Here is a 17,580-nt window from a genome sequence, read left to right as displayed (position 1 = left end):
CGCTGCCACGACGCGTTCACGCAGATCGGCTGACAGGGCTGAGGGCATTCGGCTCTCCTCCTGGAAAGCCAGGCATCGAATCACATCTGCGCCGCTCTCGAAACCCCAGACGATTCAAATCGGTCGGACACCGCTCTAGCTTGAACGCCGCCACGGGGCCGATGCGCTCGCGGATGGAGGCGACGAGCTCGCGCTCGATCTCGGCGGTGTCGCGGGAGACCCCGGATTTCAGAACGACGAAGCCGCAGGGCTGTTCGCCCTTCAGCGCATCGCGGATGCCGATGACGGCGCATTCGGCGACATCGGGATGGGCGGCCAGAACCGCCTCCATCCCCCCGGTGGAGAGCCGGTGCCCGGCGACGTTGATGATGTCGTCGGTGCGCCCCAGCACGGTGACGTAGCCCTCCACATCGACGATCCCGGCATCCGAGGTGTCGTACCAGCCGGGATAGGTGGTGAGGTAGCTCTGGCGGAAGCGCTCGTCGGAGCCCCACAGGGTCGGCAGGCAGCCGGGCGGGAGGGGGAGCCGCAGGGCGATCGTGCCCATCGTGTCGGGGGGCAGCGGCTTGCCGGCCTCGTCGAGCACCGCGAGGTCGTAGCCCGGCATCGGCACGCAGGCGCTGCCGTGCTTGACCGGGAGCATGCCGATCCCCACCGGATTGCCGGCGATGGCCCAGCCGGTTTCCGTCTGCCACCAATGGTCGATCACCGGCCGGTCCAGGGCGCGCTCGGCCCAGGCGACCGAATCCGGGTCGGCGCGCTCGCCGGCGAGGAACAGGGAGCGGAATCCGGAGAGGTCGTAGGAGGCGACGAGTTCGGCGCGGGGATCGTCCTTCTTGATTGCGCGAAGCGCCGTCGGCGCCGTGAACAGGCAGGCGACGCCGTATTCCGCCGCGACCCGCCAGAGCGCCCCGGCATCGGGCGTGCCCACCGGCTTGCCCTCGTAGAGCACGGTGGTGCAGCCGTGCAGCAGCGGCGCGTAGACGATGTAGGAATGGCCCACCACCCAGCCGATATCGGAGGCGCAGAAATACACCTCGCCCGGTTTCACGTCGTAGAGGTTGGGCATCGACCACGACAGCGCCACGCAATAGCCGCCGGTATCGCGCACCACGCCCTTGGGCTTGCCCGTCGTGCCCGAGGTATAGAGGATGTAGAGCGGGTCGGTGGCCGCGACGGGGACGCATTCGGCGCTGATCCCGGCGGCCTTCGCGCGGGTCACGGTCTCGGCCCAGTCGCGGTCCCGCCCCTCCACCAGTCCCGCCTCGGCCTAAGGGCGCTGGAGGACGAGGCACGCGTCCGGCTTGTGCGGCGAGGCGGCGATGGCCGCGTCGAGCAGCGGCTTGTAGGGCACCACCCGGCTCGGTTCGATGCCGCAGGAGGCGGCGAGCACCACCTTCGGGGCGGCGTCCGCGATGCGGATGGCGAGTTCGTTGGCGGCGAACCCGCCGAACACGACGGAATGGACCGCGCCGAGGCGTGCGCAGGCGAGCATCCCGAACAGGGCTTCGGGGATCATCGGCATGTAGAGGACGACCCGGTCGCCCTTCTCCACCCCGAGCAGGGCGAGGATGCCGGCCAGCGTCGCCACCTCGTCCTGCAGGCTCGCGTAGCTGATCGTGCGCTTCGTGCCCGTGACGGGCGAATCGTACAGGATCGCCGCCTGCTCGCCCCGCCCCATCGCCACGTGCCGGTCGACGGCGTTGTGGCAGGCGTTCAGCCTTGCGTCGGGAAACCAGCGGCCATAGGCGCCCGCCTCCGGGTCGAAGGCGCGCGACGGGGCGGTCTCCCAGTCGAGGGCGGCGGCGGCCTTCAGCCAGAAGCCCTCGGGATCGGCGAGGGAGGCGGCATGGACCGGGCGGTAGGCGTCAGGTGCACCAGCCGATTCGGGAGGTGTTGCGGCACTGTCCATGGCGGTTCGTCCCCGGATGGCCGGTCGAAGGATGCCGGCTTGATCAGGGAGTGTAGCTCAGGCCGCGTCCAAGGCGAGACGGGCGTCGTCGACACGAACGAAAACCGCCGCGCTGGGCAGCGCGGCGGCAAAGGTCAGTCAAGGAAGGGGAATGATGGGGAACTGGCTAATGCACCGAGTCCGTTTCGGCACGCAGCCGATTGATCTCGTCCTTCAGGTGAAGTTTGCGTCGCTTCAATTCCGCGATCCGAAGATCGTTCTCGGACGGGCTTTGAATCGCGGAGTGGATTTCCCGCTCGAGGGCTTCGTGCTTGAGGGCGAGCTGGCTCAGATGCGTCTGCAGCGACATGAGTCGTTTCTCCTGTCTCGTTCCGACTCAGGCAGAGTGGCATAGTATGAGCCGGCTGTCGAAACCGAAATCGGCCTCGGGCCAACATTGGTTAATCACGATCGGCGGATCCCTTCCGCGTGGAAGAAGCGTCTTCCAGCGCCATTTACGGGCACTGCCTTGCCGCAGAAGCGCCGGTGCCGCATGGTTTCGCTAAAGGGCGTGTCGAGGCTGCAGGTGCGATGGCGGGCGAGTTCGAGGACAACGGGACGGCGGAGTTCGTCGAGGAGCTGGCGCGGCTCCGCCAGGAGCACCGCGACCTCGACGGGGCCATCGACGCATTGGAACTCAGCGTCGCCGGCGACCAGCTGCAGATCCAGCGCCTCAAGCGCCGCAAGCTCGGGCTGCGGGACAGGATCTCCTATCTCGAGGACCAGATCACGCCCGACATCATCGCCTGAGCTGTGGCTTGGCCCGAGCGCCGGCTTGCGGGCGGGCGCCCGCCCGCGTATGCGGCAAGATCGGGTCGCCAGATGCTTCCCGGGATCGCGCCGCCGAGCGTTCATGGCCCTGATCCGGCCGTGCAGGATCAGGCGGCCGTGATCGTCTCGGGAAGGAAGTGACGACGATGGCGGGAGCGCCCCCGGTCGCGATCATCATGGGAAGCCAGTCGGACTGGGCGACCATGCAGCATGCCGCCGACACCCTCGACGCCCTGGGCGTGCCGCACGAGGCGTTCATCGTTTCCGCCCACCGCACGCCGGACCGCCTCGTCGCCTTCGCCAAGGGTGCCAGACAAGCGGGCTACAAGGTCGTCATCGCGGGCGCCGGCGGGGCCGCGCATCTGCCCGGCATGACCGCCTCCATGACGCCGCTGCCGGTCTTCGGCGTCCCGGTGGAATCCAAGGCCCTGTCCGGCCAGGACAGCCTGCTGTCCATCGTGCAGATGCCGGCCGGCATTCCCGTGGGCACCCTCGCCATCGGCCGGGCCGGGGCCGTCAACGCGGCCCTCCTCGCCGCCGCCGTCCTGGCGCTGACCGACACCGCCCTCGCCGGGCGCCTCGACGCGTGGCGGGCCGCGCAGACCGCATCCGTGGCCGAGAGGCCGGAGACACAGATTTCGTGACCCATATCTCCCTTGCGCCCGGTTCCACCCTCGGCATCGTCGGCGGCGGCCAGCTCGGCCGCATGATCGCGCTGGCCGCGGCCAATTACGGCCTCAGGGTCCATGTCTACGCCCCCGACGCGACGAGCCCGGCCTTCGACGTGGCGGCCGAAACGACCTGCGCTGCCTATGACGATGCCGAGGCCCTGGCCCGGTTCGCGGCGAGCGTCGACGCCGTGACTTACGAGTTCGAGAACATTCCGCGCCAGACCGCCGACCTGCTGGCGCACCACGCCCCCCTTCGCCCGAGCGCCGATGCGTTGTCCACCACGCAGGACCGGCTCTCCGAAAAGAGCTTCATCAACGGTCTCGGCATTCCGACCGCGCCGTTCCGGCAGGTCGACACGCCGGACGACCTCGCCCGCGCCCTGGAGTCGATCGGCCTGCCCGCCGTGCTGAAGACCCGCCGCTTCGGCTACGACGGCAAGGGCCAGCGCATCATCCGCACCGCCGAAGAGGGCGACCGCAACGCGATCTTCGCCGAGTTCGGCGGCGCGCCGCTCATCCTCGAAGGGTTCGTCCCCTTCGAGCGCGAGGTCTCGGTGGTGGCCGCCCGTTCCCCCGACGGGAGCTTCGCGGCCTTCGACCTGTGCGAGAACGAGCACCGCGACCACATCCTGGCCCTCACCCGCGTGCCGGCCCCGAACCTGTCGGACGAGACCGCCCGGAATGCGGTGGAGATCGCCCGCCGGATCGCCGAGGCGCTGGACTACGTGGGAATCCTCGCCGTCGAGATGTTCCTGGTGCGCGACGAGGCCGGCGAGCACCTGATCGTCAACGAGATCGCGCCGCGGGTGCACAATTCCGGTCACTGGACCATCGAAGGGGCGGTGACGTCGCAATTCGCCCAGCATGTCCGCGCCGTCTGCGGCTGGCCCCTGGGCGATGCCTCCCGCGTCGCCGGCGCCTCCGTCGAGATGCGGAACCTGATCGGCGACGACATCGACGCCTGGCAGGCCCTGCTCGCCGAACCCGGCGCGCATCTCCACCTCTACGGCAAGGGCGAGGCACGGCCCGGCCGCAAGATGGGCCACGTCACACGGGTGATCCCGGCCGCCTAGACGGGGCGGCGCCCGACCCCGTCTCGCGCGCGGCCGGGGTCACGAAACTGCGCTCTATCTGCCACACCAGGGCACCGCCTCCACCCCTCCCGGCGCCATCTCGGCCCAGCCCCGGACCGAGCCATACCTTCGCCACATCGCGCCGCTTCAGCGGGTGGGCCGGCGCTCCTTAAGCGCGTGTTCACCGCGATGCGGGATCGTGCCGGGATTCGTCGTCACCCTGCCGTTCCGAGCCCCTTCGAGGCGTGCCGGCGATGGGATGGCCGACAGTAGCGGACGGGAGCGTGCCTCGGGGGCATGGCGATCCCGAGGGGAGAGGGGCAATGACGTTTGTAGTGCCGCGCGCGAAGGCGGGTCTGGTCGGGGCCGTGGCGATCGCGGCGGCTTTGGCCGGGTGTGAGACCTATGGCGGTGGCGGGGCGGCGGCGACGCGCCAGTTCGCCGTGGTCGAGAGCGACGCCACCGGCGCCACCAACGTCAACATCGCCTCCCTCACCGAGGTGATCCAGCGCAATCCCACCGATGCCGGCGCCTACGTCACCCGCGGCGCGGCCTATGCCCGCTCGGGCCAGTTCAACGACGCCATCGGCGACTTCTCGAAAGCCGTGCAGATCGATCCGAACTCGGCCTCCGCCTACAACAACCGGGCGCTGGCCTACCGCCAGACCGGCCGCAACGACGCCGCGCTCGCCGATTTCTCGAAGGCCATCTCGGCCGATCCGAACTACGGCCCCGCCTATATCGGCCGCGCCAACGTGCTGCGCGCCCAGGGCGATCTCGACGGGGCGATGTCGGACTTGAACCAGGCGATCCGCCTGACGCCGGAATCGGCCGAGGCGTATCATGCCCGCGGTCTCGTGCGTCAGCGCCAGGGCCAGAACACCCAGGCCATCGGCGATTTCGACGCCGCCATCGACCGCAATCCCTTCGTCGCGGCCCCCTACGCCGCGCGGGGCCAGAGCCTCATCGCCACGAACCAGTTCGACAAGGCGATCGAGGACTACAACGCGGCCCTCAACGTCAACAACAAGGACGCCAGCTCCTGGGCCTATCGCGGTCTCGCCTACGAGAAGACGAACCGCAAGAAGGAGGCGATGGAGAGCTACCAGCGCGCCGCCCAGCTGGAGCCGGGCAACCCGGTGGCCAAGCAGGGGCTGGGGCGCGTCTCCGGCGGCGTCGGGTCGCTGTTCAACTGAGGCGTCGCGCCATGCGCCGAGGTGTCCCGAACGGTATCGTCGCCTTGGCGATGCTCGCGCTGTCCTCGGGCGGGGGCGCCGTCGCCCAGACGGATACGGGGCGCCAGGCCTCGTCCGATCTCGCGACGATCGAGCGCTGCGTCGCATTCGCCAAGGATGACGGCGCGCGCCTGTCCTGCATCGGGCGGGTGTCCCAGCCCTGCATCGATGCGCCGGACGGTTCGGGCTCGTCCACCATGGGCATGAACGGGTGCTACGCCCGTGAGATCGCGGCCTGGGATACGCGCCTCAACCGGACCTACAAGGATGTGGGCGCCGCCATGAGCGAGAGCGCCGACCTCTCCCTGCGCGACGCCCAGCGTGCCTGGATCGCCTTCCGCGACAAGGCCTGCGACTGGCCGTCCCTCGTCTATCCCGGCGGCTCGATCATCGGCCCGCTGAGCGGCGAATGCCTGCAGATCCAGACCGGCCGACGCGCCCTCGACCTCGACCGGATCAAGGCGGCGCTGACCGAACGATAGTTGTGGGGCCGTGGTCCAAGGCCGATGGATGAGGGGCCGCCGCCCCCTCACACGCGTTCGCAGCAGGCCCGAAGACCGTTCTGCCCTTGAGCGGTTCGCCGTTGCGTCGGCCGTTTCGAAAGCCGATGCACCTGCGTGCCCGATGCCATAAGCTGGGTTCGCGGCTGACCGTCGGCTTGGGACACGTATTGGTCGGTCCCTTGGCGTCGCCGGCCACCACAGAGACGTAGCCATGGCTGAGGACGTCGACGAGGGAGACGACTGGCGCTCGGTGGGCACGCGGTCGCAGGATGCCGCCGCCCTCGAGACGGCACGGCAGCGGGCGCGGGAGCCGGACCGGGGCCGCGATGCGAGCCGTCCCTCCGACATTCCGGAGGCGGGATGGAAGGACATCCTCTGGCGCGTCCTGTGGGCCCTGCCGCAGGATCGCGTGCTGACCACCGCCGGCGGCGTCGCCTTCTTCGCCCTGCTCGCGGTGTTTCCCGGTCTCGTCGCCGTGGTCTCGATCTACGGGGTGTTTTCCGATCCCGCCGTGATCAGCCAGCACGTGGGGCTCCTCACCTACATCCTCCCCGCCGCCGCCCTCGAGCTTCTGTCCGAGCAGCTCGTGCGGATCGCCGAACGCAGCACGGGGTCGCTCGGCCTCACCTCGACGATCAGCCTCCTCATCGCCCTGTGGAGCGCGAATTCCGGCGTCAGCGCCCTCTTCGATGCCCTCAACGTCATCTACCGGGAGCGGGAGGACCGGACCCTCGTCCGGTTCTATGCCACGACCTTCCTGTTCACCCTCGGCGGCGCCGCGTTTCTCCTCCTGACGATCAGCGTGGTCGTCGTCCTTCCCGCGATCATGGAGCGCGTCGGGTTCGGGGGATTGGCCGACAGGATCCTGTCCGTGGCGCGCTGGCCGGTCATCCTGGTCGTGGTGAGCCTGAGCCTGTCGCTGATCTATCGCTACGGCCCGAGCCGGCGCCGGGCGAAATGGCGCTGGGTCACCTGGGGCAGTGCCCTGGCGGCGTTTCTCTGGGTCTGCACCTCCGGGGTGTTCTCCTGGTACGTCGCGAGCTTCGACAGCTACAACCGCATCTACGGGTCGCTCGGCGCCGGCATCGGCTTGATGTCGTGGATGTGGCTGTCGATCGTGGTCGTCCTGCTCGGTGCCGAGATCAATTCGGAGATGGAACGCCAGACCGCCCGCGACAGCACCGAGGGAAGGCCGAAACCCCTCGGCGGCCGGGACGCCTTCGCCGCCGACAGTGTCGGGCCGGGCCGGGATTAGAGCTGCTGGGCCGTCCGCTTACCCCCGGGTCAGGAAGCGCCGGTACTGGATGAAGCCCGACCGGTCGGCGAGGGTATCGTAGAGGGCGCGGGCCGGCGCGTTGTCCTCCATGGTCAGCCAATAGACCCGGTCGGCGCCGGCGTGACGGGCCTCCGATGCGACCGCCTCGATGAGGGCGCGCGCGATCCCCCTGCCCCGCGACGACGGCGCCGTGAACAGGTCCTGCAGGTAGCAGTAGGGCCCGCGCGTCCAGGCCGAAGCGTGGAAGATGTAATGGACGAGCCCCACCAGCGCGCCCTCGTCCTCGGCCACGAAGGCATGGAGCGGTACGAGGGGATCGTGAAGCCGAGACCAGGTCAGGTCGCGCATCTCCGGGCCGATCGTGGCCCGGTAGAAGTCGAGATAGGCCGACCACAATCCCTCCCAGGCCGCGCGCTCGTCGGGCCGGACGGCGCGGATCGCGAGGCCCGGCACGGCGGTCAGGCCTCGAACCGCTCGGGCCGGCGATGCTCGCCGACGATGCGGCGGACCGTGCCGGTGGCGGAGCGATAGACCACCGTCTCGGTCACGATCATGCCGGACTTGAATCGCACGCCCTGCAGGAGCGCGCCGTCGGTGACGCCGGTGGCGGCCACGATCACGTCGCCCCGCGCCAGGTCGGCGAGCTCGTATTTGCGATTCGGATCGCTGATGCCCATGCGCGCGGCGCGCTCGCGCTTGTCGTGGCTGTCGAGGATCAGCCGGCCCTGCATGTGGCCGCCGATGCAGCGCAGGGCTCCGGCCGCGATCACGCCTTCGGGGGCCGCGCCGATGCCGAGATAGATGTCGGCGCCGGTCTCGTCGGGGCTCGTCGTGTGGATGATGCCGGCGATGTCGCCGTCCGAGATCAGGCGGATGCCCGCGCCGGTCTCGCGCACGGCCGCGACGAGCGCCATGTGGCGCGGCCGGTCGAGGATGATTGCGGTGATTTCGGACGGGTCGCAGCCCTTGTGCCGGGCGAGCGCGGCGATGTTGTCGGCCGGGCTGGCATCGAGATCGACGAGGCCCTGGGGATAGCCGGGGCCGATGGCGATCTTCTGCATGTAGACGTCGGGCGCCGCCAGCAGCGACCCGTGCTCGGCCAGGGCCATCACCGCGATGGCGCCGGGCATGTCCTTGGCGCAGAGGGTCGTCCCCTCCAGGGGATCGACGGCGATGTCCACCTTCGGGCCGGCGCCGGTGCCGAGCTGCTCGCCGATATAGAGCATCGGTGCTTCGTCGCGCTCACCCTCGCCGATGACGACGGTGCCGTTGATGGGGAGAAGGTTGAGCTCGCGCCGCATGGCGTCGACGGCGGCTTGGTCGGCCTCCTTCTCCCGCCCCTGCCCGCGCAGGCGTGCGGCGGCGATGGCGGCGCGTTCGGTCACCCGCGCCAGTTCGAGGCTCATGGTGCGGGACACCGGACGTCCCGTCTGCCCAATCGTTCCGTCCGCCATCCTGGTCCCGTCCCTGGTTGTGTCTGGGCCGCGATGGGCGGCCTTCTTACTCGCGTTCGATCCGGATCAATTGCGGCGCCTCGGCGAGGAGGCCATCGGCCGCGATGGCGTCGAGCGCCGCGCGGATGGTGCCTTCGGTGGCGGCGTAGGTGATCAGCACCAGGGGCACCGGCTGGCCGGAGCGGCCGTGCGGATCCTTGGTGGCGGCGCTCTCCGAGCGGCGCTGCAGGATGCTCTCGATAGAGATGTCGCGCTCGGCCATCCGCGTGGCGACGCCGGCCGCGACGCCGGGCCGGTCGTGGACCGTGAGGCGGATGTAGTAGCCGCCCTCGTGCCGCTGCATCGCCACCCTCTCGGAGGGGGCGAGGCTGGTGGCGGGGCGCCCGAAGGTCGGGCGCGCGACGCCGGCCGCGATGTCGGCGATGTCGGCCACCACCGCCGAGGCGGTCGCCTCGCCGCCGGCTCCCGGGCCGATCAGGGTGAGCTCTCCCACCGCGTCCGCATCGATGGTGACGGCGTTGGTGACGCCCATCACCTGGGCGATGGCGGAGGATTTCGGCACCATGGTCGGGTGGACGCGCTGCTCGATGCCGCCCTCGGCCACCTGCGCGACGCCGAGCAGCTTGATCCGGTAGCCGAGCTCCTCGGCCATGGTCAGATCCAGGGGCTGGATCGCCGAGATGCCTTCCACCGAGACGCCGTCCGCGTCGATCTCGACCCCGAAGGCGAGGCTGACGAGGATGGCGAGCTTGTGCGCGGTATCGAAGCCCTCGACGTCGAAGGTCGGGTCGGCCTCGGCATAGCCCAGGGCCTGCGCGTCCTTGAGGCAGGCCTCGAAGGTCAGGCCCTCGCGCTCCATCCGCGTGAGGATGTAGTTGCAGGTGCCGTTCATGATCCCGTAGACGCGCGACACGGCGTTGCCGGTGAGCCCCTCGCGCAGGACCTTGATGACCGGGATGCCGCCGGCGACGGAGGCCTCGTAGGCCAGGGTGACGCCCTTGGCCTCGGCAGCCTTCGCCAGGGCCGCGCCGTGATGGGCGAGCAGCGCCTTGTTGGCGGTAACCACGTGCTTGCCGGCCGCGATGGCGGCTTCCACCGTGGCCTTGGCCGGGCCTTCCGAGCCGCCGATGAGTTCCACCACGCAATCGACCTCGCCGGAGGAGGCCAGGGCGACGGGATCGTCGAACCAGGTCACGCCCGAGAGATCGAGGCCGCGGTCGCGGGTCCTGTCGCGGGAGGAGACGGCGGTGACGCGCACCGCGCGCCCCGTGGCGGCGGCGATGGCGTCCGCGCGCCGAGCCACCATCCGGACGACGGAAGCGCCGACGGTGCCGAGACCGGCGACGCCGAGGCGGAGGCTCTGTGACATGGACGCGATCCGTATCTGACTTCGCTCGGCCGAGCGCGGGCAACCCGTCGGTCAAGCCTGTGCGTGACGCCGCTCCTTCGAACGGCCGGCTCTTCTGCAACGAATCCCTGTGCCGTGCAAGAAAACCTGGCCGTGCAAGAAAACCTGGTCGCGCGAGAAAGTCCGCGGTTCCTCGCGGCGTGCCGTCGAGCGGACATGTCGGAGACCGAGGGGGCCGTCCCTCTCAGGGTGCGGAGCGTCGGTCATCCACCTCGGCCTTGAAGCGCCATGCGGTGGCGACGAGGCCGTACAGGACGGCGGCGTTGAGACAATGCCAGAGGAAGTGGGTGCCGATCGGCAGGCTCGGGCACAGGGCGGCGTCCAGGGTGCGGACAGCGAGCGAGAGGGCGAACAGAGCGGCGATGGCCAGGAGCGAGAGGCCGGCGCGGCGCCGGGCCGGGCCGAGGGGACAGGCCTGCGGCATCAGCAGGCCGGCCGCGACACCGATCAGGGCCAGGATGGCGGGCGCGTAGGCGATGGAGCCATTGCTGAACCTCTCGACCGATTGGCCCGCGAGCGCGTCGAGGGCCGGCTCCAGCCCGGCGGCGAAGGCGGCGAAGGCGAGCGTCGCCAGGATCGCCGGAACGATGGAGAGCCCGAGGAGGCGCCGCAGGGCGAGGAAGAAATAGGCGTAGATGAAGAGGGCGATGGGGATCACGTCGGCCAGCATCGCCCAGCGGACGGCGAGGGTGTGGAACAGGAACGAGCCGATGCCGACGAGGGCGACGAGCCCGGCGAGCGCCATCCCGGCCGGGTCGCGCCGCGCACCCGATCCCGCGAGGCGGAAGGCGAGGAACGCGGCGACGAGGAAGGCCGCGTTGGAGGCGGCATTCAGCGGTTCGGCCCAGAAGCCCGCATCCCCGCGCTCGCAATAGGCCCGGATCGGTGTGAACCAGCCGTCGGACATCCCGTATTCCTCCCGTGCTCACGCCTTGCCAGCCCGGCACGAAGGCCCGATGACGGTCGGCCCTCTCCGACCGGATCTCAGAGCCCATGCGGATCGCCACCTGGAACATCAATTCGATCAAGCAACGGGTCGGCCATCTCGTGGGCTTCCTCGACGAGGCCAAGCCCGACGTGGTCTGCCTGCAGGAGTTGAAATGCCAGGACGAGGGCTTTCCCCGTGCCGAGATCGAGGCGGCGGGCTATGCCGTCGAGACCCTGGGGCAGAAGGCCTATAACGGCGTGGCGCTGCTGGTGCGGGCGCCGCTCCGCAGGAGCGAGGTCCGTCGCGGCCTGCCCGGCGACGAGACCGACGAGCAATCCCGCTACATCGAGGCGCTGATCTCGGGGGAGGACGTGGCGCCCGTGCGGGTGGCCTCGATCTACCTGCCCAACGGCAATCCGACGCCGGGACCGAAATACACCTACAAGCTCGGCTTCATGACGCGCTTGAGGGCGCATGCGCGCGCGCTCCTGGCCGACGAGGAAGCCCTGGTGCTGGCGGGCGATTACAACGTGATCCCGGAGCCCGAAGACGCGGCGGATCCGGCCGCCTGGGTGAACGATGCGCTGTTCCTGCCCGAGACCCGCGCGGCCTTCCGCGCGCTCCTGGCGGAGGGCTTCACCGAGGCCCTGCGCGCCTGCGACCCCTCCCCCGGCCTCTACACGTTCTGGGATTATCAGGCCGGCTGCTGGCAGCGGAACCAGGGTATCCGCATCGATCACCTGCTGCTCTCGCCCCAGGCCGCCGACCGCCTGGTGTCGGCTTCCGTACAGAAGCAGCTGCGCGGCCTGGAAAAGCCCTCCGACCACGTGCCCGTGACGATCGAGCTGCGACCGCGCTGAACGGGGCCCGCATGGGATGAACCCGCCGGGCGGGACCGACGGGAGGACGCGATTTCCCCTTGGCCGGGGCCGCCCGTGGATGATCCTCCGTCACCGGGCGGTCATGCGGATGCCGTAACGGCGCTTGTGTCGACCACGCCAACCAGCGACGCGAGACCCCGCATGACGCGCGCAGCACGGGCCATCCGCCGCGAGACGAATCTGGGTCTCACCCAGGCCGTCCATCGCAACCGGGCCTTCTCGAAGGCGGGCGTGTCGGAACGCCTGTTCACGGCGGCCTTCAGCGGGCTGGTCTATCCGCAGATCTGGGAAGACCCCGTGGTGGACATGGCGGCGCTCCGGCTGCAGCCGGACGACCACGTCGTCACCATCGCCTCGGGGGGCTGCAACGCCCTGTCCTATCTCACCGCCAATCCCGGCCGGATCAGCGCCGTCGACCTCAACGGCGCCCATGTGGCCCTGGGGAAGCTGAAGCTCGCCGCCCTCCGGCACCTGCCCGACTATGACGCCTTCTTCGGCTTCTTCGGCCGCCCCACCCGGCCCGAGAACGTCGCGGCCTATGACGAGAGCATCAGCCCGCATCTCGACGCCACGTCCCGCGCCTACTGGGAGGCGCGGCGCCTCGACGGGCGCCGCCGCATCTCGGCCTTCGAGGACGGCTTCTACCGCTGCGGCCTGCTCGGCCGCTTCATCGGCGCGGGGCATTGGCTCGCCCGCCGCTACGGCTGCGACCTCGGTGCCGTGCTGACGGCGCGCGACATGGCCGAGCAGCGGGCGATCTTCGAGGCCGAACTGGCGCCGCTGTTCGAGAAGGCCTTCATCCGCTGGCTGATCCGCCGGCCGGCCTCCCTCTACGGCCTCGGCATCCCGCCCGCGCAATACCTCGCCCTCGCCGGGGATGGTCCGGGCGGGATGGCGGCGATCCTGCGCCACCGCCTGGAGCGCCTCGCCTGCGGCTTCCCGGTCCGGTCCAACTACTTCGCCTGGCAGGCCTTCGGACGCGGCTACGACACCGCGCCCGACGCTTCGCTGCCGCCCTATCTCCAGGCCGGGAACCATGCGGCCCTGCGCGAGCGCGCCGGACGCCTCAGCTTCCGCCAGCAATCGATGACCGAATGTCTCCGCGAGAGTCCGGCCGCGAGCGTCGATGCCGTCATTCTCCTCGACGCGCAGGACTGGATGACGGATGCCGACCTCACCGATCTCTGGACCCAGATCACCCGCGCCGCCCGGCCCGGCGCCCGCGTGATCTTCCGGACGGCGGCGGACGAGCGCCGGCTGCCGGGCCGGGTCCCGGATTCCATCCTGGGCGCCTGGGATTATGCCGAGGAGGAAAGCCGCCGCTTCGGCGAGCAGGACCGCTCGTCGATCTACGGCGCGTTCCACCTCTACCGGCTGGCCGCGTCATGAGCGAGGCCGCGCGGCTGATGGACCGGATGTACCGGCACCAGCGGCACATCTACGATGCGAGCCGAAAGTTCTACCTCCTCGGCCGCGACGGCATGATCGCCGATCTTCGTCCCCCCGCCGGGGGCAGTGTGCTGGAGATCGGGTGCGGCACCGGGCGCAATCTCGTGCGCATCGCGCGGACCTACCCGGAGGCCCGCTGCTTCGGCCTCGACGTCTCGGCCGAGATGCTCGACACGGCGGCCCGCGCCACCGCCCGCGCGGGCCTCGCCCACCGCATCCGCCTCACCCGCGGCGACGCCACCGCCTTCGACCCCGCCGCCCTGTTCGGGGAGGCGCAGTTCGACCGGATCGTGATCTCCTACGCCCTCTCCATGATCCCGCCCTGGCGTGCCGTCCTCGCCGAGGCCGCCGGTCACCTCGCGCCCGGCGGCGCCCTGCACGTGGTCGATTTCGGCGATCAGGGCGGGCTGCCCAGGCCGGCCCGAGGGCTGCTCAACCGATGGCTCGCGGGGTTCGACGTGACTCCGCGGCAGGGACTCGCCGACGCCCTCGGCGAGATCGCACGATCGTCGCGGCGGCGCGCCCGGATCGTGCAGCGGTTTCGCGGTTACGCCGTGCATGGGGTGATCGAACGGGATCGCGGCCCTATCTGACCCGTCGGACGGCATGAGCCATCACGGCCTGCCCCTCCTCCCGCCACAACAGGTTGTTTCCCCGCATGATTCTCTACGGCACGAGCTATTCGCCCTTCGTCCGCAAGATTCTCGTCACGCTGGCCGAGAAAAACGTCGCCTTCGAGCACAAGCCGGTCTTCTTCCATGCGCCGGACGAGTCGTTCCAGGCCTGCAGCCCCCTCGGCAAGATCCCGGCGATCGAGGATGACGGGTTCCGGCTGGCCGATTCCTCGGCGATCTCTGCCTATATCGAAGCCAAGCACCCGGATCCGGCCCTTTGGCCTCAGGCGCCCAAGGAGCGGGCCCGCGCCGTCTGGTTCGACAAGTTCGGCGATACCGAGCTGTTTCCGGTGCTGATCAAGCCCTTCGCGGAGCGCGTCGTGAAGCCCGTCCTAATGGGAAAGCCCGGCGACGAGGCCGTGGCGGTCAAGGCGGTGACGGACGAGTTCCCGAAGCTCTACGATTACCTGGAGAGCCAGATCGACGGCCCCTACCTCGTGGGCGGCGCCTTCAGCATCGCCGACATCGCGGTCGCCACGACCTTCCACAACCTGCGGCTCGCCAAGGAGCCAGTCGATGCCGGTCGCTGGCCGAAGCTCGCCGCCTATATCGACGCGACGCTGGCGCGTCCGTCCTTCGTGACGGCCATCGCGGCGGCGACCAACTGAGCCGTCCGGGAGCCGTCCGCGGCTCCCATCCGCGATCGCCTATCGCCGGCGGCGCGACGATCCCGTGACCTGCGACTGAGCCTGGAGGGCCTGGGCCTGAGCCTGGGCCTTCTCCTCCTCCGTGGCGGTCGCCCACGCCTTGTCGGACAGGGTGACGATCCAGTCGTCCTTGCGCCCCTGCGCCGAGTCCCGCGCCAGGGACAGCCACATCAGCCCGCGGGCCCGCTGGGCGGGGACGCCCTGGCCGTTCACCAGCAGGTCGCCCAGCAGGGCCTGGGCCGGAGCATGGCCCTTCTCGGCCGCGAGGTTGAACCAGCGCGCCGCCTGACGCGGGTCGGCATCCACGCCGGTCCCTTCGAGGTAGAGGCGCGCGAGGTTGTACTGTGCGTTCGGGTCGCCGAAATACGACGCCGCGTAGTTGAACATGTCGTAGGCCCGCTCCGGGTTCGGGCGCACGTAGGTGCCCTTGATCCCGTCGAGGAAATACGTGCCGAGAGCCGTGAAGGCACTGGCGACGACGCCGGAATTCTGCGTGTCCGGCCCGTCATCGGTGTTGTCGTCGGCGATCCGCGAGAAGAACTCGAACGCCTTCAAGTCGTCATGGGGCACGCCGTCGCCCTCGGCATACATGCGGCCGAGCTTCCACAAGGCGAGGGCATGGCCCTGGCCGGCGGCGTATTCGAGGGCGCGGGCGGCCCCTTCCTTGTCGCCGGCATTGTAGTCGCGGACGCCCGAGCGGAGGGCCTCGCGCGCCGTGCGGTAACCGCCCGTCGCGGGCACGGGCGTGCGCGCGGCGGGATCCAGCGCCAGCGCCGAGGTGGCGCCGACGAGGAGCAGGCCGAGGGCCGCCCCCATCCGCCTCACCCGACGAGCGGCGCGACCGGGATCGGCCCCTGCCGGCCGCACGGGCCGGCGAAGGTCAGTCCTAGACATCCGCATAGGTTTGAATCTCCTCGGCGCCCCCGGGATGGGTGACGGCGCCGTCCACCGCAGGCCCGACGGTCTGCATGTACTTCCAGAGATAGCCGGAGGTCGCGGTGTTGGTCCGCGGCGTCCATTCCGCCCGGCGCTTGGCGAATTCCTCGTCGGTCACGGCCACGTCGAGGGTGCCCTTGATCGCGTCGAGGGTGATCAGGTCGCCGTCGCGGATCAGGCCGATCGGGCCGCCGATGGCGGCCTCGGGCCCCACATGGCCGACGCAGAAGCCGCGCGTCGCACCTGAGAAGCGCCCGTCGGTGATGAGCGCGACCTTGTCGCCCATGCCCTGGCCGTAGAGGGCGGCGGTGGTCGAGAGCATCTCGCGCATGCCGGGGCCGCCCTTCGGGCCTTCGTAGCGGATGACGAGGACGTCGCCTTCCTTGTAGGTGCGCTTCTGGACCGCCTCGAAGCAGGCCTCCTCGCCGTCGAACACGCGGGCCGGGCCGGTGAAGACCTGCTTGTCCTCCGACATGCCGGCCACCTTCACGATGGCGCCTTCCGGCGCGAGGTTGCCGCGCAGGCCGACGACGCCGCCGGTGACGGTGATGGGCGCGTTGGCGGGCCGGACCACGTCCTGGTCCGGGTTCCAGGCGACGTGCTCCATGTTCTCGGCGATGGTCCGGCCGGTCACCGTCATGCAGTCGCCGTGGATGAAGCCGTGGTCGAGCAGGGTCTTGATGAGGAGCGGGATGCCGCCGACCTCGAACATGTCCTTGGCGACGTAGCGTCCGCCCGGCTTCAGGTCGGCGATGTAGGGCGTGCGCTTGAAGATCTCGGCCACGTCGAACAGGTCGAACTTGATGCCGCATTCATGCGCGATCGCCGGCAGGTGCAGGGCCGCGTTGGTGGAGCCGCCAGAAGCGGCTACGGCGGCGGCGGCGTTCTCCAGGCTCTTGCGGGTGACGATGTCGCGCGGGCGGATGTTCTTGGCGATGAGCTCCATCACCTTCTCGCCCGCGGTCATGCAGAATCTGTCGCGGATCTCGTAAGGGGCCGGGGCGCCCGCCGAGTAGGGCAGCGCGAGGCCGATGGCCTCGGACACGGTGGCCATGGTGTTGGCGGTGAACTGCGCGCCGCAGGCGCCGGCCGAGGGACAGGCGACCTGTTCCAGCTCGTCGAGATCGTCGAGGGACATGTCGCCGACGGCGTGCTTGCCCACGGCCTCGAACAGGTCCTGCACCGTCACGGGCTTGCCCCGGAACGAGCCGGGCAGGATCGAGCCGCCATAGATGAAGATCGACGGCACGTTGAGGCGCACCATGGCCATCATCATGCCCGGCAGGGACTTGTCGCAGCCGGCCAGCCCCACGAGGGCGTCGTAGGCATGGCCGCGCATGGTCAGCTCGACCGAATCGGCGATGACCTCGCGCGAGGGCAGCGAGGCGCGCATGCCGGCATGGCCCATGGCGATGCCGTCGGTGACGGTGATGGTGCAGAACTCGCGCGGCGTGCCGTTGGCGGAGGCGACACCCTTCTTCACCGCCTGCGCCTGGCGCATCAGCGAGATGTTGCAGGGCGCGGCCTCGTTCCAGCAGGACGCGACGCCCACCAGCGGCTGGTGGATCTGTTCCTTGGTCAGGCCCATGGCGTAGAGATACGAACGGTGGGGCGCCCGCTCGGGACCCTCCGTGACGTGGCGGCTCGGAAGCTTCGACTTGTCTGTGGTACGCACGTCCATCGTCTCTCTCGGCCCCGGTCTCAGGCGCTTCGGGTGAAGCCC

General features: G+C 70.0%; 17 protein-coding genes and 1 pseudogene. 10 read left to right on the top strand and 8 right to left on the bottom strand.

The genetic code is table 11. The features are described 5' to 3' along the window. Positions 1-136: 136 nt before the first annotated feature. Positions 137-1,912, bottom strand: a pseudogene (locus tag MKK51_RS01125) (AMP-binding protein); the annotation flags it as partial. Positions 1,913-2,078: 166 nt separating this feature from the next. Continuing rightward, entirely contained in the window at positions 2,079-2,261 is a 183-nt protein-coding gene (locus tag MKK51_RS01120) for a YdcH family protein (RefSeq protein ID WP_018042998.1), read from the bottom strand. 221 nt (positions 2,262-2,482) lie between these two features. Between MKK51_RS01120 and MKK51_RS01115 the strand changes: the two genes are divergently transcribed. The 6 genes from MKK51_RS01115 to MKK51_RS01090 all read left to right on the top strand — a co-directional run bounded on the left by MKK51_RS01115 (position 2,483) and on the right by MKK51_RS01090 (position 7,459). Next, positions 2,483-2,701, top strand: a complete 219-nt coding sequence (locus MKK51_RS01115; protein ID WP_018042997.1) for a YdcH family protein — start codon at positions 2,483-2,485, stop codon at positions 2,699-2,701. A 167-nt stretch (positions 2,702-2,868) separates the two neighbouring features. Beyond that, complete coding sequence (gene purE, locus MKK51_RS01110; protein ID WP_243974458.1) at positions 2,869-3,366, top strand: 5-(carboxyamino)imidazole ribonucleotide mutase; 498 nt, start codon at positions 2,869-2,871, stop codon at positions 3,364-3,366. Continuing rightward, the gene (locus MKK51_RS01105) at positions 3,363-4,466 is read left to right on the top strand and encodes a 5-(carboxyamino)imidazole ribonucleotide synthase (protein ID WP_243974457.1); all 1,104 of its coding nucleotides are present in this window, start codon (positions 3,363-3,365) and stop codon (positions 4,464-4,466) included. The genes purE and MKK51_RS01105 overlap by 4 nt, the downstream gene beginning before the upstream one ends. 323 nt (positions 4,467-4,789) lie before the next feature. Continuing rightward, positions 4,790-5,662: a tetratricopeptide repeat protein gene (locus tag MKK51_RS01100; RefSeq protein ID WP_243974456.1), complete on the top strand. Its 873-nt coding sequence runs from the start codon at positions 4,790-4,792 to the stop codon at positions 5,660-5,662. An 11-nt stretch (positions 5,663-5,673) separates the two neighbouring features. After that, positions 5,674-6,183, top strand: a complete 510-nt coding sequence (locus MKK51_RS01095) for a lysozyme inhibitor LprI family protein (RefSeq protein WP_243974455.1) — start codon at positions 5,674-5,676, stop codon at positions 6,181-6,183. Between the two features lie 232 nt (positions 6,184-6,415). After that, positions 6,416-7,459 (top strand): YihY/virulence factor BrkB family protein, encoded by a 1,044-nt coding sequence (locus MKK51_RS01090; protein ID WP_243974454.1) that lies wholly within the window; start codon positions 6,416-6,418, stop codon positions 7,457-7,459. Positions 7,460-7,477: 18 nt separating this feature from the next. Here MKK51_RS01090 and MKK51_RS01085 read toward each other — a convergent pair whose 3' ends face one another. The 4 genes from MKK51_RS01085 to MKK51_RS01070 form a co-directional block, all read right to left on the bottom strand. Further along, positions 7,478-7,942 (bottom strand): GNAT family N-acetyltransferase, encoded by a 465-nt coding sequence (locus MKK51_RS01085; protein WP_243974462.1) that lies wholly within the window; start codon positions 7,940-7,942, stop codon positions 7,478-7,480. Continuing rightward, on the bottom strand, positions 7,939-8,934 hold the full coding sequence (gene glpX / locus MKK51_RS01080; RefSeq protein ID WP_243974453.1) for a class II fructose-bisphosphatase: 996 nt from the start codon (positions 8,932-8,934) through the stop codon (positions 7,939-7,941). Before glpX ends, MKK51_RS01085 begins: the two co-directional genes overlap by 4 nt. A 46-nt stretch (positions 8,935-8,980) precedes the next feature. After that, a complete protein-coding gene (locus tag MKK51_RS01075) occupies positions 8,981-10,303 on the bottom strand; it encodes a homoserine dehydrogenase (RefSeq protein WP_243974452.1) in 1,323 nt (440 codons plus the stop codon). 223 nt (positions 10,304-10,526) lie between these two features. Next, complete coding sequence (locus MKK51_RS01070; RefSeq protein WP_243974450.1) at positions 10,527-11,249, bottom strand: ceramidase domain-containing protein; 723 nt, start codon at positions 11,247-11,249, stop codon at positions 10,527-10,529. An 86-nt stretch (positions 11,250-11,335) separates the two neighbouring features. Here MKK51_RS01070 and xth point away from each other — a divergent pair, with 86 nt between their 5' ends. From xth to MKK51_RS01050, 4 genes are all read left to right on the top strand, one after another. After that, positions 11,336-12,130 (top strand): exodeoxyribonuclease III, encoded by a 795-nt coding sequence (gene xth, locus MKK51_RS01065; protein ID WP_243974448.1) that lies wholly within the window; start codon positions 11,336-11,338, stop codon positions 12,128-12,130. A gap of 162 nt (positions 12,131-12,292) precedes the next feature. Continuing rightward, positions 12,293-13,540 (top strand): DUF3419 family protein, encoded by a 1,248-nt coding sequence (locus MKK51_RS01060; protein WP_243974447.1) that lies wholly within the window; start codon positions 12,293-12,295, stop codon positions 13,538-13,540. Next, complete coding sequence (locus MKK51_RS01055; RefSeq protein WP_243974446.1) at positions 13,537-14,193, top strand: class I SAM-dependent methyltransferase; 657 nt, start codon at positions 13,537-13,539, stop codon at positions 14,191-14,193. The genes MKK51_RS01060 and MKK51_RS01055 overlap by 4 nt, the downstream gene beginning before the upstream one ends. 65 nt (positions 14,194-14,258) lie before the next feature. Further along, a complete protein-coding gene (locus tag MKK51_RS01050; RefSeq protein ID WP_243974445.1) occupies positions 14,259-14,882 on the top strand; it encodes a glutathione S-transferase family protein in 624 nt (207 codons plus the stop codon). Between the two features lie 39 nt (positions 14,883-14,921). Here the strand turns inward: MKK51_RS01050 and MKK51_RS01045 are convergent, their stop codons facing one another. Further along, complete coding sequence (locus MKK51_RS01045) at positions 14,922-15,821, bottom strand: tetratricopeptide repeat protein (protein WP_243974444.1); 900 nt, start codon at positions 15,819-15,821, stop codon at positions 14,922-14,924. Continuing rightward, entirely contained in the window at positions 15,808-17,538 is a 1,731-nt protein-coding gene (ilvD, locus tag MKK51_RS01040; protein WP_243974443.1) for a dihydroxy-acid dehydratase, read from the bottom strand. Before ilvD ends, MKK51_RS01045 begins: the two co-directional genes overlap by 14 nt. Between the last annotated feature and the right edge of the window lie 42 nt (positions 17,539-17,580).

Origin of the sequence: Methylobacterium sp. E-045 (genome assembly GCF_022829685.1) — a bacterium.
Classification (GTDB): Bacteria; Pseudomonadota; Alphaproteobacteria; order Rhizobiales; family Beijerinckiaceae; genus Methylobacterium.
The sequence above is the reverse complement of the archived record's forward strand: the minus strand, read 5'-3'. Positions and strand labels throughout refer to the sequence as shown.

Bases quoted from the DNA above. Each gene is read 5' to 3' on its own strand.
- MKK51_RS01050 (WP_243974445.1), top strand. From the start codon at position 14,259: ATGATTCTCTACGGCACGAGCTATTCGCCCTTCGTCCGCAAGATTCTC.
- MKK51_RS01095 (WP_243974455.1), top strand. From the start codon at position 5,674: ATGCGCCGAGGTGTCCCGAACGGTATCGTCGCCTTGGCGATGCTCGCG.
- MKK51_RS01100 (WP_243974456.1), top strand. From the start codon at position 4,790: ATGACGTTTGTAGTGCCGCGCGCGAAGGCGGGTCTGGTCGGGGCCGTG.
- MKK51_RS01115 (WP_018042997.1), top strand. From the start codon at position 2,483: ATGGCGGGCGAGTTCGAGGACAACGGGACGGCGGAGTTCGTCGAGGAG.
- MKK51_RS01070 (WP_243974450.1), bottom strand. From the start codon at position 11,249: ATGTCCGACGGCTGGTTCACACCGATCCGGGCCTATTGCGAGCGCGGG.
- ilvD (WP_243974443.1), bottom strand. From the start codon at position 17,538: ATGGACGTGCGTACCACAGACAAGTCGAAGCTTCCGAGCCGCCACGTC.
- MKK51_RS01075 (WP_243974452.1), bottom strand. From the start codon at position 10,303: ATGTCACAGAGCCTCCGCCTCGGCGTCGCCGGTCTCGGCACCGTCGGC.
- MKK51_RS01045 (WP_243974444.1), bottom strand. From the start codon at position 15,821: ATGCGGATGTCTAGGACTGACCTTCGCCGGCCCGTGCGGCCGGCAGGG.
- xth (WP_243974448.1), top strand. From the start codon at position 11,336: ATGCGGATCGCCACCTGGAACATCAATTCGATCAAGCAACGGGTCGGC.
- MKK51_RS01060 (WP_243974447.1), top strand. From the start codon at position 12,293: ATGACGCGCGCAGCACGGGCCATCCGCCGCGAGACGAATCTGGGTCTC.
- MKK51_RS01090 (WP_243974454.1), top strand. From the start codon at position 6,416: ATGGCTGAGGACGTCGACGAGGGAGACGACTGGCGCTCGGTGGGCACG.
- purE (WP_243974458.1), top strand. From the start codon at position 2,869: ATGGCGGGAGCGCCCCCGGTCGCGATCATCATGGGAAGCCAGTCGGAC.
- glpX (WP_243974453.1), bottom strand. From the start codon at position 8,934: ATGGCGGACGGAACGATTGGGCAGACGGGACGTCCGGTGTCCCGCACC.
- MKK51_RS01120 (WP_018042998.1), bottom strand. From the start codon at position 2,261: ATGTCGCTGCAGACGCATCTGAGCCAGCTCGCCCTCAAGCACGAAGCC.
- MKK51_RS01055 (WP_243974446.1), top strand. From the start codon at position 13,537: ATGAGCGAGGCCGCGCGGCTGATGGACCGGATGTACCGGCACCAGCGG.